Source organism: Pontibacter aquaedesilientis, assembly GCF_014773225.1.
Taxonomy (GTDB): domain Bacteria; phylum Bacteroidota; class Bacteroidia; order Cytophagales; family Hymenobacteraceae; genus Pontibacter; species Pontibacter aquaedesilientis.
In genome coordinates, this window is sequence record NZ_JACXAJ010000012.1 from 1 (window position 1) to 15,570 (window position 15,570).

At 51.0% G+C, this 15,570-nt stretch carries 13 protein-coding genes; 9 read left to right on the forward strand and 4 right to left on the reverse strand.

The genetic code is table 11. From position 1 onward, the window contains the following. Positions 1-336: 336 nt before the first annotated feature. From H9Q13_RS16965 to H9Q13_RS16985, 5 genes are all read left to right on the forward strand, one after another. Positions 337-708, forward strand: coding sequence for a hypothetical protein (locus tag H9Q13_RS16965; RefSeq protein WP_191185006.1), 372 nt, complete (start codon positions 337-339; stop codon positions 706-708). Between the two features lie 72 nt (positions 709-780). Further along, the gene (locus H9Q13_RS16970) at positions 781-1,239 is read left to right on the forward strand and encodes a hypothetical protein (protein ID WP_191185007.1); all 459 of its coding nucleotides are present in this window, start codon (positions 781-783) and stop codon (positions 1,237-1,239) included. A gap of 206 nt (positions 1,240-1,445) precedes the next feature. After that, positions 1,446-2,723: a kynureninase gene (kynU, locus tag H9Q13_RS16975; protein ID WP_191185008.1), complete on the forward strand. Its 1,278-nt coding sequence runs from the start codon at positions 1,446-1,448 to the stop codon at positions 2,721-2,723. A 316-nt stretch (positions 2,724-3,039) separates the two neighbouring features. Then, entirely contained in the window at positions 3,040-5,280 is a 2,241-nt protein-coding gene (locus H9Q13_RS16980) for a cation:proton antiporter (RefSeq protein WP_191185009.1), read from the forward strand. 44 nt (positions 5,281-5,324) lie between these two features. Beyond that, entirely contained in the window at positions 5,325-6,272 is a 948-nt protein-coding gene (locus H9Q13_RS16985) for a mechanosensitive ion channel family protein (protein WP_191185010.1), read from the forward strand. Positions 6,273-6,331: 59 nt separating this feature from the next. On the opposite strand, the gene H9Q13_RS16990 is transcribed toward H9Q13_RS16985, so the two are convergent. Then, a complete protein-coding gene (locus H9Q13_RS16990) occupies positions 6,332-6,763 on the reverse strand; it encodes an SRPBCC domain-containing protein (protein WP_191185011.1) in 432 nt (143 codons plus the stop codon). A 58-nt stretch (positions 6,764-6,821) separates the two neighbouring features. Continuing rightward, complete coding sequence (locus tag H9Q13_RS16995) at positions 6,822-8,171, reverse strand: alanine/glycine:cation symporter family protein (RefSeq protein ID WP_394367986.1); 1,350 nt, start codon at positions 8,169-8,171, stop codon at positions 6,822-6,824. 180 nt (positions 8,172-8,351) lie between these two features. On the opposite strand from H9Q13_RS16995, the gene H9Q13_RS17000 reads away from it, so the two are divergent. From H9Q13_RS17000 to H9Q13_RS17010, 3 genes are all read left to right on the forward strand, one after another. Further along, a complete protein-coding gene (locus H9Q13_RS17000) occupies positions 8,352-9,611 on the forward strand; it encodes a cation:proton antiporter (RefSeq protein ID WP_191185013.1) in 1,260 nt (419 codons plus the stop codon). A gap of 44 nt (positions 9,612-9,655) precedes the next feature. Further along, a complete protein-coding gene (locus H9Q13_RS17005) occupies positions 9,656-10,255 on the forward strand; it encodes an alpha-ketoglutarate-dependent dioxygenase AlkB family protein (RefSeq protein WP_317173912.1) in 600 nt (199 codons plus the stop codon). 77 nt (positions 10,256-10,332) lie between these two features. Next, positions 10,333-11,718, forward strand: coding sequence for an FAD-dependent oxidoreductase (locus H9Q13_RS17010; RefSeq protein ID WP_191185014.1), 1,386 nt, complete (start codon positions 10,333-10,335; stop codon positions 11,716-11,718). A 145-nt stretch (positions 11,719-11,863) separates the two neighbouring features. Here H9Q13_RS17010 and H9Q13_RS17015 read toward each other — a convergent pair whose 3' ends face one another. Then, on the reverse strand, positions 11,864-13,129 hold the full coding sequence (locus tag H9Q13_RS17015; RefSeq protein ID WP_191185015.1) for a porin family protein: 1,266 nt from the start codon (positions 13,127-13,129) through the stop codon (positions 11,864-11,866). Between the two features lie 299 nt (positions 13,130-13,428). Here H9Q13_RS17015 and H9Q13_RS17020 point away from each other — a divergent pair, with 299 nt between their 5' ends. Continuing rightward, entirely contained in the window at positions 13,429-13,947 is a 519-nt protein-coding gene (locus H9Q13_RS17020) for a DUF4168 domain-containing protein (protein WP_191185016.1), read from the forward strand. Between the two features lie 67 nt (positions 13,948-14,014). Here the strand turns inward: H9Q13_RS17020 and H9Q13_RS17025 are convergent, their stop codons facing one another. Then, positions 14,015-15,538 carry a hypothetical protein gene (locus tag H9Q13_RS17025; RefSeq protein ID WP_191185017.1) on the reverse strand — a complete coding sequence of 508 codons (1,524 nt, stop codon included), beginning with the start codon at positions 15,536-15,538 and terminating at the stop codon, positions 14,015-14,017. Positions 15,539-15,570 lie beyond the last annotated feature (32 nt).

A 15,570-nucleotide genomic window follows, 5' to 3' on the forward strand; every position in this document is an offset into this window, starting at 1 on the left:
TTTTACTACCTTCATACTGTGGCAGTAGGGGCAATTTACCTGGATAGTTATCTCGCACATAACTTCCTGTAAACACCCTTGCTGCCATACTTATTCCCGCATCATACATTGTAGACCACAACCCAAATTTTATATCCTACTGAAGCGAAAAGCGATCACGAATACCCGCAGGAGTATGATTCTCTTTTTGTAAACCTTAATGGATACAGGTATTCTATCTCTACAGAAAGTGGTGAGATTATAGAGAAGTGTATCAATGGCTCCTCCACCAAAAATTTCAAATTACAGACCAATGGCTTCATAAATAATTTTTATCTCCTTCATTACGATAACAACTTGTTGGTATATCACTGTGATACTGATGGAGAAGATGGGGTTAGTATTATTGAACTACTCGATCGTAAAACAGGAGAAAGTATTTTCTGGAGCCATATACCTGGTTTTAATCTTGGGCAACCCATTGTAGTTGGGGAAAAGAGTCACGTGACAACTATTGGTTTTGTGGGTAAAATTGATCTATTGACAGGTAATTACGACTGGCAATATGATGATCTTTATGATCACCAAATAGGTTCATTCAATAGTTTTGATTCTATTTCTATAATAAATGATACAGTTAAATTTATCTCAGAGCATTACATGACCAAGACAATTGACAAAGTTTTGGTAGCGAATAAATCAGGTAAGCTGTTACAGATATTAAAATGACCTGCTCTAACCACAATAAAATTTAGCTTCTCTACAGTTTAGACCAGCCCATTGTTTTTCATCAAAACCAAAATGAATAAAGACAAGAAGCCATTATATAGAAAGGTGAATACACGAGCAAGAGGTGTAAGGCACAACTTTGGGGGTGACTTTAAATATTCAAAGAACAAAAAGCGGGAAACAATTGAACAGGTTAAAGGCTCAATGCATGGTAAAAGCGAAAGAGGACTTGACTACACACCTCTTTTCAGGTTTCTCTTATCCAATGTTGGCAATGACTGGAATGAAGTGTTTAGGGAAGCAAAATCCCGTTTGGATAAGACCGATCCCATATTCTGGATAGTGGCTCTAAATGAAGATGATAGAAAGGATTTTGTACGGGTTGGAGAATCTTCCTTTTTCTCAGGAATGTATGTGGATAACGAGAATAAACTACAGCTAACAAATTCTGAACTGACGGCAAAAGAAATGACACCTTACTGTGATTGCTGCACGCACACACTAAATGGGGAAGTATTTGGGACTGAATAAAAATTGAAGCACAGCAAGGCGTATACCTTTCAGCATACACACCATACACAAACCGATAATACCAAACTACTGACCTACTGCTAAACTTGCAACACAGTAAGGTATAGCTCACATCCCAATTTCCTGTTCATTTTGTTATCTTGCGACATCATAGCGCAGCGTCTTTTGCAGGCTGTGCCTTATCATGTTATACCCGCACCAGAAAAATGAACTACCAAAATACCCTTGCCTTTGCGCAGGAACAAGATAACCTCGACCCACTCAAGCATTTCAAAGAACGCTTTTACTTTCCGCAGGTAAACGGGCAAGACGCCATTTACTTCTGTGGTAACTCGCTCGGTTTGCAGCCCAAGTCAGCACAGATGTACATTGACAACGAGATGTATAAGTGGGCCAACTACGCCGTAGAAGGTCACTTCAAAGGCGAAGAGCCTTGGTTCAACTACCATAAGCTGCTTACCGATGGCGCTGCCCGCGTGGTGGGTGCCAAACCGCAGGAAGTGGTGATCATGAACCAGCTCACCGTGAACCTGCACCTGATGCTAGTGTCGTTTTACAGGCCGGAAGGCAAGCGCATCAAAATCATCATGGAGGGCGGGGCTTTCCCATCGGACCAATATGCGCTCGAGACGCAGGTGAAGTTCCATGGCTATACCCCGGAAGAGGCCATCGTAGAGTTGTTCCCGAGAGCGGGCGAGCACACCCTGCGCACCGAAGACATTCTGCAGAGCATCCGCGAGCACGGCGACGAACTGGCGCTTGTGCTGATGGGGGGCATTAACTACTACACCGGGCAGGTATACGACATGCAGGCCATCACCCAGGTAGGGCACGAAGTGGACGCTGTGGTGGGCTTTGACTTGGCGCATGCCGCTGGCAATGTGCCCATGCAGTTGCACGACTGGGACGTAGACTTTGCCGTTTGGTGTACTTACAAGTACCTCAACTCTGGACCGGGCGGCACCTCAGGCGTGTTTGTGCACGAGCGCCACGCCAACAACCCCGACCTGCCGCGTTTCGCCGGCTGGTGGGGCCACGACGCACAGGCAAGGTTCCAGATGAAGAAAGGCTTTATACCCATGCCCGGTGCCGAAGGCTGGCAGCTGAGCAACGGGCAGATACTTCCCTTCGCTTTGCACCGCGCTTCGCTCGAACTGTTCGATGAGGCAGGTATGGCTAACCTGCGTGCCAAGAGCGAGAAGCTGACCGGCTATCTGGAGTTTCTGATTAACGATGTAAAGGCAGGAAAGGAAGTACTGGAAATGATTACCCCACGCGACCCGCAGGCCCGCGGTTGCCAGATATCCATACTTGTAAAGCAAAACGCCCGCGAACTGTTCGACAAGCTGATGGAAGCCGGCATCATCGTGGACTTCCGTGAGCCGAGCGTGATTCGGGTGGCGCCAACACCCCTTTACAACAGCTTCGAGGAAGTATACCGTTTCTCCGAAATTCTACATGCCTGTCTGGAAGGACATTGCTAAACTGCTTAAAACACTTGACACGGGGAGTCTAGTTTAAAAGCTGGCTCCCCGTTTGCTTTCAGGGCCGTTTGCTGCTACCACCAATCCCGTCATAGAGCATAGCCGCGCCTTTTTGTTTCAAGGGTTTTCGGGCTTACCCTGAATTTTATTGTTTGTGAAAATGCCTCATTAGATCTGTGACACGGGTGGCTGTATTTCATTTGTGAGATTCTGCACGCAGGCAATCATTTCTGAAGTATATTAGGAGCTGCAATGCTTTCGTTGCGTTAAACCCGTATGCTTTTACTTTCACTCCTGTAAGTAACCTCTTTTCAATATGACACATCTTCCCCATTTGGTAATGGACTTAGGGCTGATACTCGGGGCAGCCGGCATTACAACCCTTATTTTCAAGAAGCTGAAACAGCCGCTCGTGCTGGGCTATATCATCGCGGGTTTGCTGGTCGGGCCGCACTTCAACCTGTTCCCGACCATTGTGGAGGTTGAGAACATTAATGTTTGGGCCGAGATCGGAGTGATTTTTCTGCTATTCAGCCTCGGGCTGGAGTTCAGTTTCAAAAAGCTGGTAAAGGTGGGCGGGGCGTCCTCCATTATGGCAGGGGTGGAGGTGCTCGTCATGCTCTTGCTGGGCTACCTTACCGGAAAAATGCTGGGCTGGAGCACCATGGACAGCGTGTTCCTGGGCGGTATACTTTCCATCTCCTCCACTACCATCATCATCCGGGCTTTTGACGAACTAGGTGTTAAATCGCAGCGATTCGCAGGACTTGTATTTGGTGTGCTGATCGTGGAAGACCTGGTGGCGATTTTGCTGTTGGTTTTGCTCTCGACCCTGGCCGTGAGCCAACAGTTTGCAGGCACCGAAATGCTGCAGGCGGTGCTTAAACTGGCTTTTTTCCTGGTGGTTTGGTTTTTGGCCGGAATCTTCCTTATACCTACTTTTCTGCGCAAGGCCAGCAAACTGATGAATGACGAGACCTTGCTGATCGTCTCTCTCGCGCTCTGCTTTCTGATGGTGATACTGGCAGCGCAGGTGGGCTTCTCGCCAGCGCTGGGCGCCTTCATCATGGGTTCTATTCTCGCTGAAACTACCAAAGCAGAGAAGATCGAGCACTTGGTGGCTTCTGTGAAAGACCTGTTTGGTGCCATCTTCTTCGTGTCTGTCGGTATACTCATCAATCCTGCCATGATCGTGGAATACGCAGGGCCGATCGCACTGATTACGGTGGTAACGATTGCCGGCAAAATGGTCAGTATAACAGGCGGCGGCCTGATAGCGGGGCAGGGGCTCAAAACCTCTATCCAGTCAGGTATGAGCGTGTCGCAGATCGGGGAGTTCTCGTTTATTATCGCCACACTGGGCCTCACCCTTAACGTGACCAGCGACTTTCTATACCCGGTGGCTGTGGCCGTTTCGGCTATTACGACTTTCACCACGCCTTACATGATCAAGATGGCTGACCCGCTGCACCGCTCCGTGGAAGGTATGCTGCCAGAGCGTTGGAAAAAATCGCTCAATGAGTATAGTTCCGGGGCAGAAACGATCAGCACCGTCAGCGACTGGAAGACCCTGTTGCGGTCTTACGTCATCAACCTGGTCGTGTACTCAGTCATCCTGATTGCGATTGTTTTGGCGGCGGGCAACTTTCTATACCCGTTCATCACCGAAAACGTCATCAACGGGGTGTGGGGCGGCATTACAACGGTTGGGATCGCGCTGGTATTCATGGCGCCCTTCCTGTGGGCGATGGCAGTATACCACCCGCAAAAAGAAGCGCAGGGACGTATCTGGGCCAACCGCAACTACCGCAGCCTGATTATCGTGTTGGAGTTCGCACGGGTAGGTATAGCCATTCTGTTCATTGGCTTTTTGCTCAATCAGGTGCTTTCGGTGCTGGTGGCCATTGTTGGTAGTTTGCTGATCATCGGCTTGCTGGTGCTTTTCTCTCAAAAAATACAGAACTTCTATACCCGGATCGAAGATCGCTTTATGTCGAACCTGAACGCCCGTGAGATTGAGGCGGCCAGTAAAATGACGCATACCCTGGTGCCATGGGACGCCCACCTGATCAGCTTTGAGGTGTCGCCGAATGCGGTTGTAGTGGGCAAAAGCATGATTGAGCTGGAGATACGCGAACGATATGGCGTGAATGTGGCCGTGATTGAGCGCGAGGGCCGCACTATTATGGCCCCAACCCGAAACGAACGCATCTTCCCCGGCGATAAAATTTACGTATTCGGCACAGACGAGCAGGTCGACGCCTTCCGGGCCTTTATCAACGAGGAGCTTATACCTGCCCAAAACGGCGAGGCTACCCGGGAGGAGGTAAGTCTGCAGAAACTAGTGGTGTCGTCTGCCTCTGGTCTGCTTGGGAGGACCGTCCGGCAGTCGGGTGTGCGCGAAAAAACGAAAGGCCTGATTGTAGGTATAGAGAAGCAGGGCGAGCGTGTGCTCAACCCCGACTCGGAGCTGGTGATAGAAGAAGGGGACATCCTGTGGATTGTGGGCAGTCCGTGGCGTATAAAACAATTGGAAGCAGATCGAAATAGAGCTTGAATAAATGCGCCGATTCGATAAATTTAGCCTGATAACAAAGCGATATGCGCAAGATTGAATACTGGATAGAGCAGAACCTGGACCTGTCTGCGGCCACACAGGAGAGCATCGCTATGTCGCTCATAGCCTTGCTTGTGCTTTGGATTGTCAGTCGGGTGCTCTTGCGGCTGGCCTCACGCAAACAAACAGACTCCCGCAAGCTGTACCAGTGGAAAAAGACAACCAACTATGTGGTAACAGGGCTGGGTATCATCATTCTGGCCAACATCTGGTTCGACGGTTTCAAGTCCATTACCACTTTCCTGGGTATCTTCTCAGTCGGTCTGGTGGTGGTGCTCCGCGACCCGATCCTGAACATGATGGGATGGGTGTTCCTTATCTGGAAGCGCCCCTTCAAAGTGGGCGACCGCATCAAAGTGGGCCCATATACGGGCGACGTCATCGACATTGCCTTCTTCCAGTTTACGCTCAACGAACTGGGCGAGTGGGTAGACTCTGAGCAGGCCACGGGCCGCGTGGTGCATGTTCCCAACAGTCAGGTATTCACGCAGGGGCTGGTTAACTACAACTATGGCTTTCCTTTCCTGTGGCACGAGGTGCAGGTGCGGGTTACGTTTGAGAGCAACTGGCAAAAAGCAAGAGCGATTTTGCAGGAAATCGGGAACCGCTATACCGAGAAGCTGGCGGGCGAGGTAGGGCAGCGCGTGAGGAGAGAAGCGCAGCAGCATCTTATATTTTACCGAAGCTTCGAGCCAAGGGTGTTCATCAAAGTACAGGAAAACGGTATACAACTCACGGTGCGCTACCTCTGCAACCTGAATGGCCGCCGCGAAAGCGAGAACAAGATTTGGGAGGATGTGCTTACCGAGTTCTTGGCCTCAGCCGACATCCGATTTGCCTACCCAACCACCCGTTTCTACAGTGCCGCCGAAGGGCAGGAGAGCGAAAGCGAAATGCAGCGGATTGTGTCGATGCGAAAAGGGCTGGAGTAAGGACGAATGCCAGGGGAACAGTCCTGGCATTCGTCCTTCATTCGTGTTTAATTCACAAGCTATACCTTCTCACACTCCCGCTTGAGCGCCTCGTTCATCAACTGGAAACCTTTTTCGGTTTTGCTGAGCACACCGCCCATGAGCGGGACCAGAAGCCCGCTGAATTTTTCGCCATGGATAAACTTAGTGGTGTTTTCGCCCATGTAGACGAGTCGGAAGTAGTGCTCACCGTCAAAAATACCGCTTGTGCCCAGCTTGCCTTTCCAACGGAATTCTTTGTTTGTGTCGTAATTTAGGACAACAGGCTTAAAGGTCATGCCACTTCCATCCGGAGGCTGTATAAAAGTCTTCAGTCGCTTTCCCACCGCCTTTTCGCCCGCTATGGACTTGATAAAAGGATTCCAAGTGGCGTACTTCTCAAAGTCAGTAAGAACAGTCCATACCTTCTCTGGCTTCGCGGCGATTAAAATTTCTGTTTGGATGTGTTTCATGTGGCTATCAAAGACACAGTGAATTCTTAGTTAAACCCTTCCTAGATGCTCAAACTCTCTAACTCCTAACCTCCTTCACTTTTTCCGTTTCTTCCCGAAACTCTTTCATCCTCCTGAAATAGTCCCGGGCGGCAGCCATTACTTTCGGCGAGAGCAATAAAGCCGATACCATGGTAGGTATAGCCATCATCGCGTACATGCCGTCGATCAGGGCAATAACGGCCGTGATGGTAGCCGTGGCACCGAAAACGATAGTGGACACATAGAAGTAGTTATAATAGTGCTTGTACTTCGCGCCAAAAAGATAACTGAAGCATTTGGTGCCATAGTAGGAGTAGGAGAAGAGCGAGGTAAACGCGAAAATCATCACGCACACCACCAGCACGTAGCTACCGAAACCCGGCATGGCGTTGTTGAAGGCGGTGGCTGTCATGGTCACGCCGCTGGCCCCGGATGTTTGCCAGGTACCTGTCAGGATAATGGCCATACCGGTGAGCGTGCACACCACAATGGTGTCGATGAAGGGGCCGAGCATAGCCACCAGCCCTTCGCGGATGGGTTCGTCGGTTTTGGCAGCGCCGTGCATCATGGCGGCCGTGCCTATACCTGCCTCGTTGGAGAAAGCAGCCCGTCGGGCACCTGCGATAATGATGGCACCGACAGCACCGCCAAGCACGGTTTGCGCCGAGAAAGCGTCTCTGAAGATCAGGGCGAAGGCGTCAGGTATAGCGGTGTAGTTGGCAAACATGATATAAAACACGGCCAGCATGTAAAGGACCACCATGCCCGGAACCATTTTGCCGGCCACGTGGCCAATGCGCTGTATACCTCCGAAGATCACCAGCGAGGTGATAAACACGAGCACAAGCCCAATAGTCAGGTTGGTGTAGAAAAGATCGGTGGTGGTAAAACCATTAGGCTCGAGCACAACTTCGCGAATGACTTGTGTAAGCTGGTTGGCCTGGAAGATAGGCAGCGTTCCGAACAGTCCCGCTACGGCGAAGAAGGCAGCCAGCGGCTTCCATTTCTTGCCAAGGCCCGTTTCAATCACGTACATCGGGCCGCCCTCCAAGTGCCCCACACTGTCGTAGCCGCGGTACATCACCGACAGCGAGCAAGTGAAGAACTTGGTGGCCATGCCCACAAAGGCACTTACCCACATCCAGAACAGCACCCCCGGTCCGCCAATAGCGATCGCCACGGCCACACCGCTGATGTTGCCCATGCCTACGGTAGCCGCCAGTGCAGCCGAAAGCGCCTCGAAGTGGTTGATATCGCCCGGGTCGTTGGGGTCGTCATATTTGCCGCGTAGCACGTTGATGGCGTGGCGCAGGTAGCGAAAGGGCAGGAAACCCGAGTAAAACATAAAGTAAAAACCGCCGCCCATCAACAGAAGCAACAAAGGCATGCCCCAGGCGGCATCGCTAAACCAGACTAAAAAACTTTCTAATGCTTTCAATGGTATTAAAGCTGATGTTATCTGTAAATATAAGCACCCTCACCGGGAATTCCGTATGGCAGGTTGCCAAAAGCTTTCCAGTGAGCATCTTTCACAGCTGATATTGCCTTCATTTACAACACATCTCGCATGGACGTCTACATAATCGCCCTTACTATAATAGGATTAGCGGCACTGGCCATGGCCTGGATTCCAACTATCCTGGAGAAAAGCTTTCTGTCATACCCAATCCTTTTCCTGATAGTGGGCGCCATCATTTACAGCCTGCCGCTTGGTCTTCCCTTGCCAGACCCAATTTGGCATGAAGCATTTGCCGTGCACCTCACCGAGCTTAGCGTGATTATCTCCCTGATGGGCACCGGCCTCAAGATTAGGCGAAAATTCAACTGGAAGAACTGGCAGATTCCTTTTCGGCTCGTGAGCATTACCATGATTCTGTCTATTGGTATACTGGCTGCTCTGGGTTGGTGGCTGCTGGCGCTGGCTCCTGCCGCTGCTGTGCTGTTGGGTGCGGTAATGGCCCCCACCGACCCGGTGCTGGCAGAACAGGTGCAGGTAGGACCCCCCAAAGAGAAAGAAGAAGACGATGTCCGCTTTTCGCTTACGGCTGAGGCCGGGCTGAACGATGGCATGGCCTTCCCGTTTACCTGGCTGGCCGTCGTGATGGCGGTGGCAGTAGGCACCCACGAACCCTGGTTCGGGGAATGGGTATTGCGTGATCTGATTTACCGCATTGTGGCCGGTGTGGGCATGGGCTACCTGGTGGGTCGGGGACTCGCCTACCTTATTTTCTATCTCCCCAGGAAAGTAGCATTCCCTAAAACAAGAGATGGTTTTGTGGGACTGTCTGCCACGCTGGTGTCCTATGGGTTGACGGAGATAGTTGGGGGCTACGGTTTTATGGCGGTGTTCTTTACGGCCCTTACCATGAGCAGCTACGAAGAGGAGCACGAGTACCACACCGAAATGCATGACTTTGTGCTACAGGTAGAGCGCATTCTCATGGTTGTGCTCCTGATCCTGTTCGGGGGCAGTCTGGTAAGCGGGCTACTGGACTACCTGACCTGGAACGACGTATACATCGGGCTTGGCTTCCTGTTTCTCATCCGCCCGTTGACCAGTTTGGTGGCCCTGATTGGTATTAACTGTTCCTGGCGCGAAAAACTGGCCATCAGTTTTTTCGGCATCCGGGGCATTGGCTCATTCTTCTACCTGGCCTTTGCCTTATCCAAGGTCGATTTTGCGGACGCCGACCGACTGTGGTCTATCGTGGGGTTCATCGTGATGGTCTCCATTCTCCTGCACGGCGTTACGGCGTCCCGCGTGATGGACTACTTGGACTCTAGTCGCAGGAGGTTTTTTTACCGTAAGAAGAGCATCAAGCAGTAAGGCCCCGGCCAACGAGAGCAGCAGGATCAAAACCTATACCTGACGTGAAACAGGAAAACCAACGACACGCATTCACAAAACTGGAAATGCCGCAGGCCGAGGTATATTACGCGCAGCAATTTTTCACCAAAGAAGAAAGTGACCTATACCTGCAGCGGCTGGCAGAGCAAGTAGCCTGGCAGCAGGAGGAGATCAAAATGTTTGGGAAGCAACTGCCCCTGCCCCGGCTCACGGCTTGGTACGGCGACAAAGGCTATACCTACTCGGGCCTCTACAACGCTCCCCAGCCTTGGCTGCCCGTGCTGCAGGAGTTGAAGGAGCGGGTGGAGGCAGCATCAGGAGACAAATACAACAGTGTGCTGCTCAACTACTACCGCCACGGACAGGACAGCATGGGCTGGCACTCCGACGATGAAAAGTCGCTGGGGCCAGGTATAGCCTCTGTGAGTTTTGGAGGAGAGCGAGGCTTCGCATTCCGGCATCGGGAACGAAAAGACATACCTCCTGTGAAGCTGACCCTGCAACACGGGAGCCTCCTGCTCATGCAAGGCAACACGCAACGGCACTGGCAACACCAGCTTCCCAAAACCAGCCGCCCCATTGCCCCACGTATCAACTTGACTTTCCGGAACATCATTAGCTAGAGCATATTGCAGGCGGGTGTTGCCTTTCCCGTTTGGAAAGCTTTTCTTTACAAACAGGAATTCCATACTCTTGCACTATGACTATGAGAAAGAACATCACCATTATGGGAGCCGGGCTGGTTGGGTCGCTGCTGTCGCTGTACCTGGCCAAACGCGGCCATAAAGTAGACATCTACGAGCGCCGGCCAGACATGCGTAAAACTGTCCTAGATGGTGGCCGTTCGATCAACCTGGCCCTAAGTGACCGTGGTTTCAAGGCGCTAAGAGGTATAGGGATAGAGGAGGCCGTGCGCAAAGTGGCTATACCGATGCACGGCCGCATGATGCACGACGAGCAGGGTAGTCTCACCTATCAGCCCTATGGCAAAGAAGGGCAATCGATTTACTCGGTTTCTCGCGCTGGGCTCAATGCTGCACTCATGGACCTGTCAGAGCCAAATCCGGATATCACCTACCATTTTAATCGGCAGCTGCTCGATCTGGATTTGCGCCAAAGCAAGGCAACCTTGCGCAACCATGAAACAGGCAAGCTGGAGGAACTGCAAACCGAACTGCTTTTCGGGGCCGACGGCGCTTTCTCGATGGTGCGTAACGCCATGCAGAAGACCGAGCGCTACAACTACTCGCAAAGCTACCTGGAGTACGGCTACAAAGAACTCACTATACCTGCCGCGGCAGACGGCGGCTGGGCACTCGAGAAAAATGCCCTGCACATCTGGCCGCGCGGCAAGTACATGATGATTGCCCTGCCCAACCTCGACGGTAGTTTCACCTGTACCCTGTTTTTCCCTTATGAAGGAGAGCTATCTTTCGAGAGCATCAAAACCGACGACGACCTGCTTCAGTTCTTCTTGCAGACCTTTCCGGATGCCGTGCCCTTGATGCCTGACCTGGCCGAGGACTATTTCTCAAACCCGATCGGTTCGCTGGTGACGGTGAAGTGCTTTCCGTGGTCGTACGAAGACAAGGCACTGCTCATTGGCGATGCCTGTCATGCGGTGGTGCCGTTTTACGGGCAGGGGATGAACGCCGGCTTCGAGGACATCTTCGTGCTGAACCAAATGCTCGACGACTTCGATGGTGACTGGGAGAACCTGTTTAAGGCCTTTGAGCGCAGTCGCAAACCCGACGCCGACGCCATTGCTGACCTGGCCGTGATGAATTTCATCGAGATGCGCGACAAAGTAGCTGACCCGCGCTTCCTGCTTCGCAAAAGAATTGAGTCCAGAATATCGGCCCAATACCCAGACAAATGGATACCGCTCTACTCTATGGTTACCTTCACGGACCTGCCTTACTCCTATGCGCTGGAGATGGGCCGGGTGCAGGACAAGATCATGAAAAAGGTGATGAGGCACATCCAGTCGGTGGAGGACTATGACAAGCCGGAAGTACAGAAGCTGCTTGAAAGACAACTCGTAAAAAAAGAGAAGCTGAAGGGGTATAAGGCGCAGCAGGTATAGCGAAGCCCTCCAGTCTTTATGATTTTATACTGCTTGAAAATATAACCAACAGGCCTGTACAACTTATTGCTGTGCAGGCCTGTTGGTTAATTATGGGAACGCGGTACCACGTCAGGGCGAAGCGCAGTAGCGCTTGTTAAGCAATTTAAAAGTACAGTCCAAACAACACCGAAACTGTTCTGGTATCAGAATCTAACCCTTTGTTGATTCTGTTTATCACATTGTGTGAGTGGAGGTCCAGGCCCAACTCATAGCGGGCCTCCAGCGACAGCTTCCTGTTCTTGATATTGAAATATGTGCCAGCTCCGGCCATAAATCCCTGCTGATAGCTATTCACGAAATCAGGGTTGTCTTTTATGCGCTCCTCTGGATTGCTGGTGCTGGTCCTTCTTACATACTGGCGATGTTTGTAGTCACGGTGCTGAAACAGGTTAAGGAAGCCTCCTATGTTGACAAATGGCTGGATGGTCTGGCCTGCAAAGTCGTAGCGTAGCGCCGTCGTCAGCTTTACGGCTGCGAGGTCGAACTCAATTTCGTTGTCGTAGTATGTGTCGAACCAGGTATAGCTGGGCTCAGCCTGGAAGTTATTCTTGAAGTAGCGTCCTTCTACCAACAGCGACATGCTTTCATTGATCCTGGGTGAGTTTACAAGGAAGGCCAAACCAAAAGATGGGTAGGTGTTTGTGTTGAATTCGGCGTGTTCCAAGTGCAGGTAGGTCTCGTCTTTAGCGGAAAAGTTTAGCGAGGTATGGCTAAGGGCAGCCACAAAGCCAGGCTTTACCGCGAGCCATTTCTTAGACTCTTTAAAGACTGTCTGCTCTCCGGAACTGGTGCAGTTATTATACTCCTTTATCAGCCCCACCAAGTTCCGCTGGGCCAGTTTTATGCGCTCCACCTTTGTGAACACCTCATAGCAGTCCTGTGTCATGGTATTCAGCACCTGCACATGGTGGTTAATGTCCCTTTTGGCTGGTGCCCCATAGGTATTGATGTAGTCTTCCTGGGTGATGTAGAGTTTGTGCAATTTGCCTGTACCGCTAAGTTTCTCTGCGAAAAAAGTGCCATTGTACAGGTATAGACTAATGTTGCCCCGCACCAGTTCCTCCATAAAAACGTACTCGGCCGCGAGCGTATCTGCATTATCAAGAACTTTGGTTTGGAAGTTCTTGTCATTTGGGAAGCCATAGCCGGCTATGTCGTTGGAGGTATAGGTAACAGGGCCCGATTGAGCGTCTTTTTTAAAGGAAACAGTATTGGTCGCCAAAGTACTGGAGCGGTAAGTGACCTCCCCTCGGAGCGTATCGCCTTGTGATGTGATCACGTAGCCTGGTTTGTAACCTGACTGCGCTGCAGCCTGTAGCGATGCTAATGCAAGGAAGCAAAGCGGGATAAGTTTGTATAGAGTTTTCATATAAAAAGATTAGGATATAAATATATAGGTATTCGGTTTTATTAAGCTGATATTCCTAAAAAAATTTTGACAGAAACTGGCTTCAATTTTTCTGGTTTAGCTGTTGTTACAAAGGGTAGGCTTATCCGTTAAGATGGCACAATGTAAGTTCGCGGCATATTATTTGCTTAAATTAGAGACTTGGGCAGACTTCATTCCGGCCTCGAACTATTTTCTTAAATTGAGGTATAGTTTATTGGTATTCAGTACTATGCACGCTATTGTATTTATTCATTTCAATAATTTTAACCTCGAATTTTATGAACTTCATCCATAAACTGAAAGCTACTGCAGTGGCAGGGCTTGTATTAGGTATAGTATCTTTTTCAGGAACGGCCGAAGCGCAGCAGCAGAAAAAACCACCGAAGCAGCAAGCTCCAACCCAGGCTGCGCCGCAACAGCAAACGCAGGCGATCTCAGACGCAGACATTAAGCTTTTCGTGGACGCCAGCACCCGCCTGATGGATTTGCAGCAGGAAAGTGAGCAAGCCATGATGGCGATTCTGGAAGAGGAGAAACTAAGCATCGAGAAGTTCAACACACTGGCTCAGGCGCATCAGCAGCAGAAACTGGCGGAGGCCGAGGCCACTGCCGAAGAAAAAGCCGCTTTTAACAAAGCCGTGCAGCGCATGATGGAGATGCAGCCCGATATTGAGACAAACATGCAGGCGGCCATCCAGAAAGACGGCATGACTGTGGAGCGCTATGAGCAAATCATGCTGGCCTACCAACAGGACCCTGCCCTGCAGGCCAAAATTCAGAAACTGATGGGGTTGTAAGCAACAACATCAGGCATCAAAAAAGGCTTCGCTGATTGCAGCGAAGCCTTTTTGTTTTTAGCAAGTCTTAGTTTTGTGTAAACTCCAGTATTTTGAATGTTTTGCTGCCTTTGTCGAAGTAGCCGTAATGCAGCTTGTTGCCGTAGCGGTAGAGCGTTTTATAATCTGGTGTCCGCTTGAGCTCTTCCTCATAGGCCTCTATCTTGTCCTGCACGGTGGCGGCAGTGCTGTCGCTAGCCGCTTTCTCCAGTGTCTTGCTGTCCAGCACGGCCCGGAAGTAAGTACTGGTGCCCGGCCCAGAAGCCTCTCCTCCGCGTGTGTAGTACGGGTCGTAGTAATACCTGTTTTGCGGGAACATACTGTAAGAATAAGGCAGGGTATAGGCCGGTACCCAGCGTCCCGGCATCAGGTATAGGCCTCTGGAGGTCTGAATATACCTATCTGGGGTGCGCACGAGACGAGTCGGGTCGCCGTTGGCATCGCGTCGGCTAGGGGGCTCATAGGAGCCAATGGTCAGTTGCAGGGTGCTGTCGCTGAAGGCATCTACCGTAATGGCCGGCCTGCCGCTGGAGAGGTTGCGCATCACTTTGGATGTTTTCTCGATCACGCTGTTACCCGAGGAAAAAAGTGCGCTGGCTCCACGTTGGTGCACTGGCGTCGCTTTAATGGCGATTTCCTGGTCATCGGTGTAGCTGTACTCCTTGATCGGCTGCAGGATGTTAAAGTCGTAGGCCGTCAGGTTAAACTGGTCTTTGAGCAACTGCACCCGGAACAGGGTGTTCTGGTGCAGGAACGAATTGAAATAGGCCTCATTTTTATAGTCCAGTGCAGGCAAGGTCTGGTAGCTGGTTTGTCCACTGGGCCAGTCGAGCGTCAGGATCTCGGTTGTAATTTTCTTGCCTTGCTTGCGAAGGTAAAAGCCGTCAAAGACCATGAACACTTTGTCGCCACGGGTATAGATTTTGCTGCGGTGATGGCCGGCAAACACGGTACGCTCCAAATCAGGGTGTACAAAAATCAGCTCGTTGTGGCGCTCGTGCCGGCTGCGGGTACGAGGCATTTCAGCTGTCGAGAATGTCTTCTTTTCGTAAAAGGACTCGTCCAGTTCCCGGTGTAGGATGAGGTTTTCCTTCTTGTCTGTGTACAGCATATAGAAGTGCTCCGCGTCGGCAAAAGCACCCACGAAGGTTTCCTGTCGCTCTTTTTTGATAGGCGCATCGGGCATGCTCCGGAAAGTACCGGTATAGCGGTCGACGGCGAAGGGGCGCACAAACTCTTTGTTGCCGTTCACGAAGCGACTGTAGAAAACGAATTCTTGCGGTGTAACACGAGTACCCAGTATCTCAGGCTGCTGGCCAAAACGGTAAGGAATTTCCTGTGCCGCCACCACCTGGCCGGTAGGAGAGATGAGGTTGAAGTGAAGCTTTCCGCCTTGGAAGAAGTATAGGCAGACATTGCCGTCGCCATCGGCCACCGACACCAGATCTTCGGCGCGGCGTATAGGCAGGTCCAGGTTTGCGAACTCCTGCTGGGCGCGCACCTCGGGGGCGGCCAAGCCAAGCAGGAGCAGGGCTAGAATTATATATCTCATAAAATGAAGTGTATAAGGGATTTATTCCATTT

Bases quoted from the DNA above. Each gene is read 5' to 3' on its own strand.
- H9Q13_RS16995 (WP_394367986.1), bottom strand. From the start codon at position 8,171: ATGCCTTTGTTGCTTCTGTTGATGGGCGGCGGTTTTTACTTTATGTTT.
- H9Q13_RS17000 (WP_191185013.1), top strand. From the start codon at position 8,352: ATGGACGTCTACATAATCGCCCTTACTATAATAGGATTAGCGGCACTG.
- H9Q13_RS17010 (WP_191185014.1), top strand. From the start codon at position 10,333: ATGACTATGAGAAAGAACATCACCATTATGGGAGCCGGGCTGGTTGGG.
- H9Q13_RS17020 (WP_191185016.1), top strand. From the start codon at position 13,429: ATGAACTTCATCCATAAACTGAAAGCTACTGCAGTGGCAGGGCTTGTA.
- H9Q13_RS17015 (WP_191185015.1), bottom strand. From the start codon at position 13,129: ATGAAAACTCTATACAAACTTATCCCGCTTTGCTTCCTTGCATTAGCA.
- H9Q13_RS16985 (WP_191185010.1), top strand. From the start codon at position 5,325: ATGCGCAAGATTGAATACTGGATAGAGCAGAACCTGGACCTGTCTGCG.
- H9Q13_RS17025 (WP_191185017.1), bottom strand. From the start codon at position 15,538: ATGAGATATATAATTCTAGCCCTGCTCCTGCTTGGCTTGGCCGCCCCC.
- H9Q13_RS16980 (WP_191185009.1), top strand. From the start codon at position 3,040: ATGACACATCTTCCCCATTTGGTAATGGACTTAGGGCTGATACTCGGG.
- H9Q13_RS16970 (WP_191185007.1), top strand. From the start codon at position 781: ATGAATAAAGACAAGAAGCCATTATATAGAAAGGTGAATACACGAGCA.
- H9Q13_RS16990 (WP_191185011.1), bottom strand. From the start codon at position 6,763: ATGAAACACATCCAAACAGAAATTTTAATCGCCGCGAAGCCAGAGAAG.
- kynU (WP_191185008.1), top strand. From the start codon at position 1,446: ATGAACTACCAAAATACCCTTGCCTTTGCGCAGGAACAAGATAACCTC.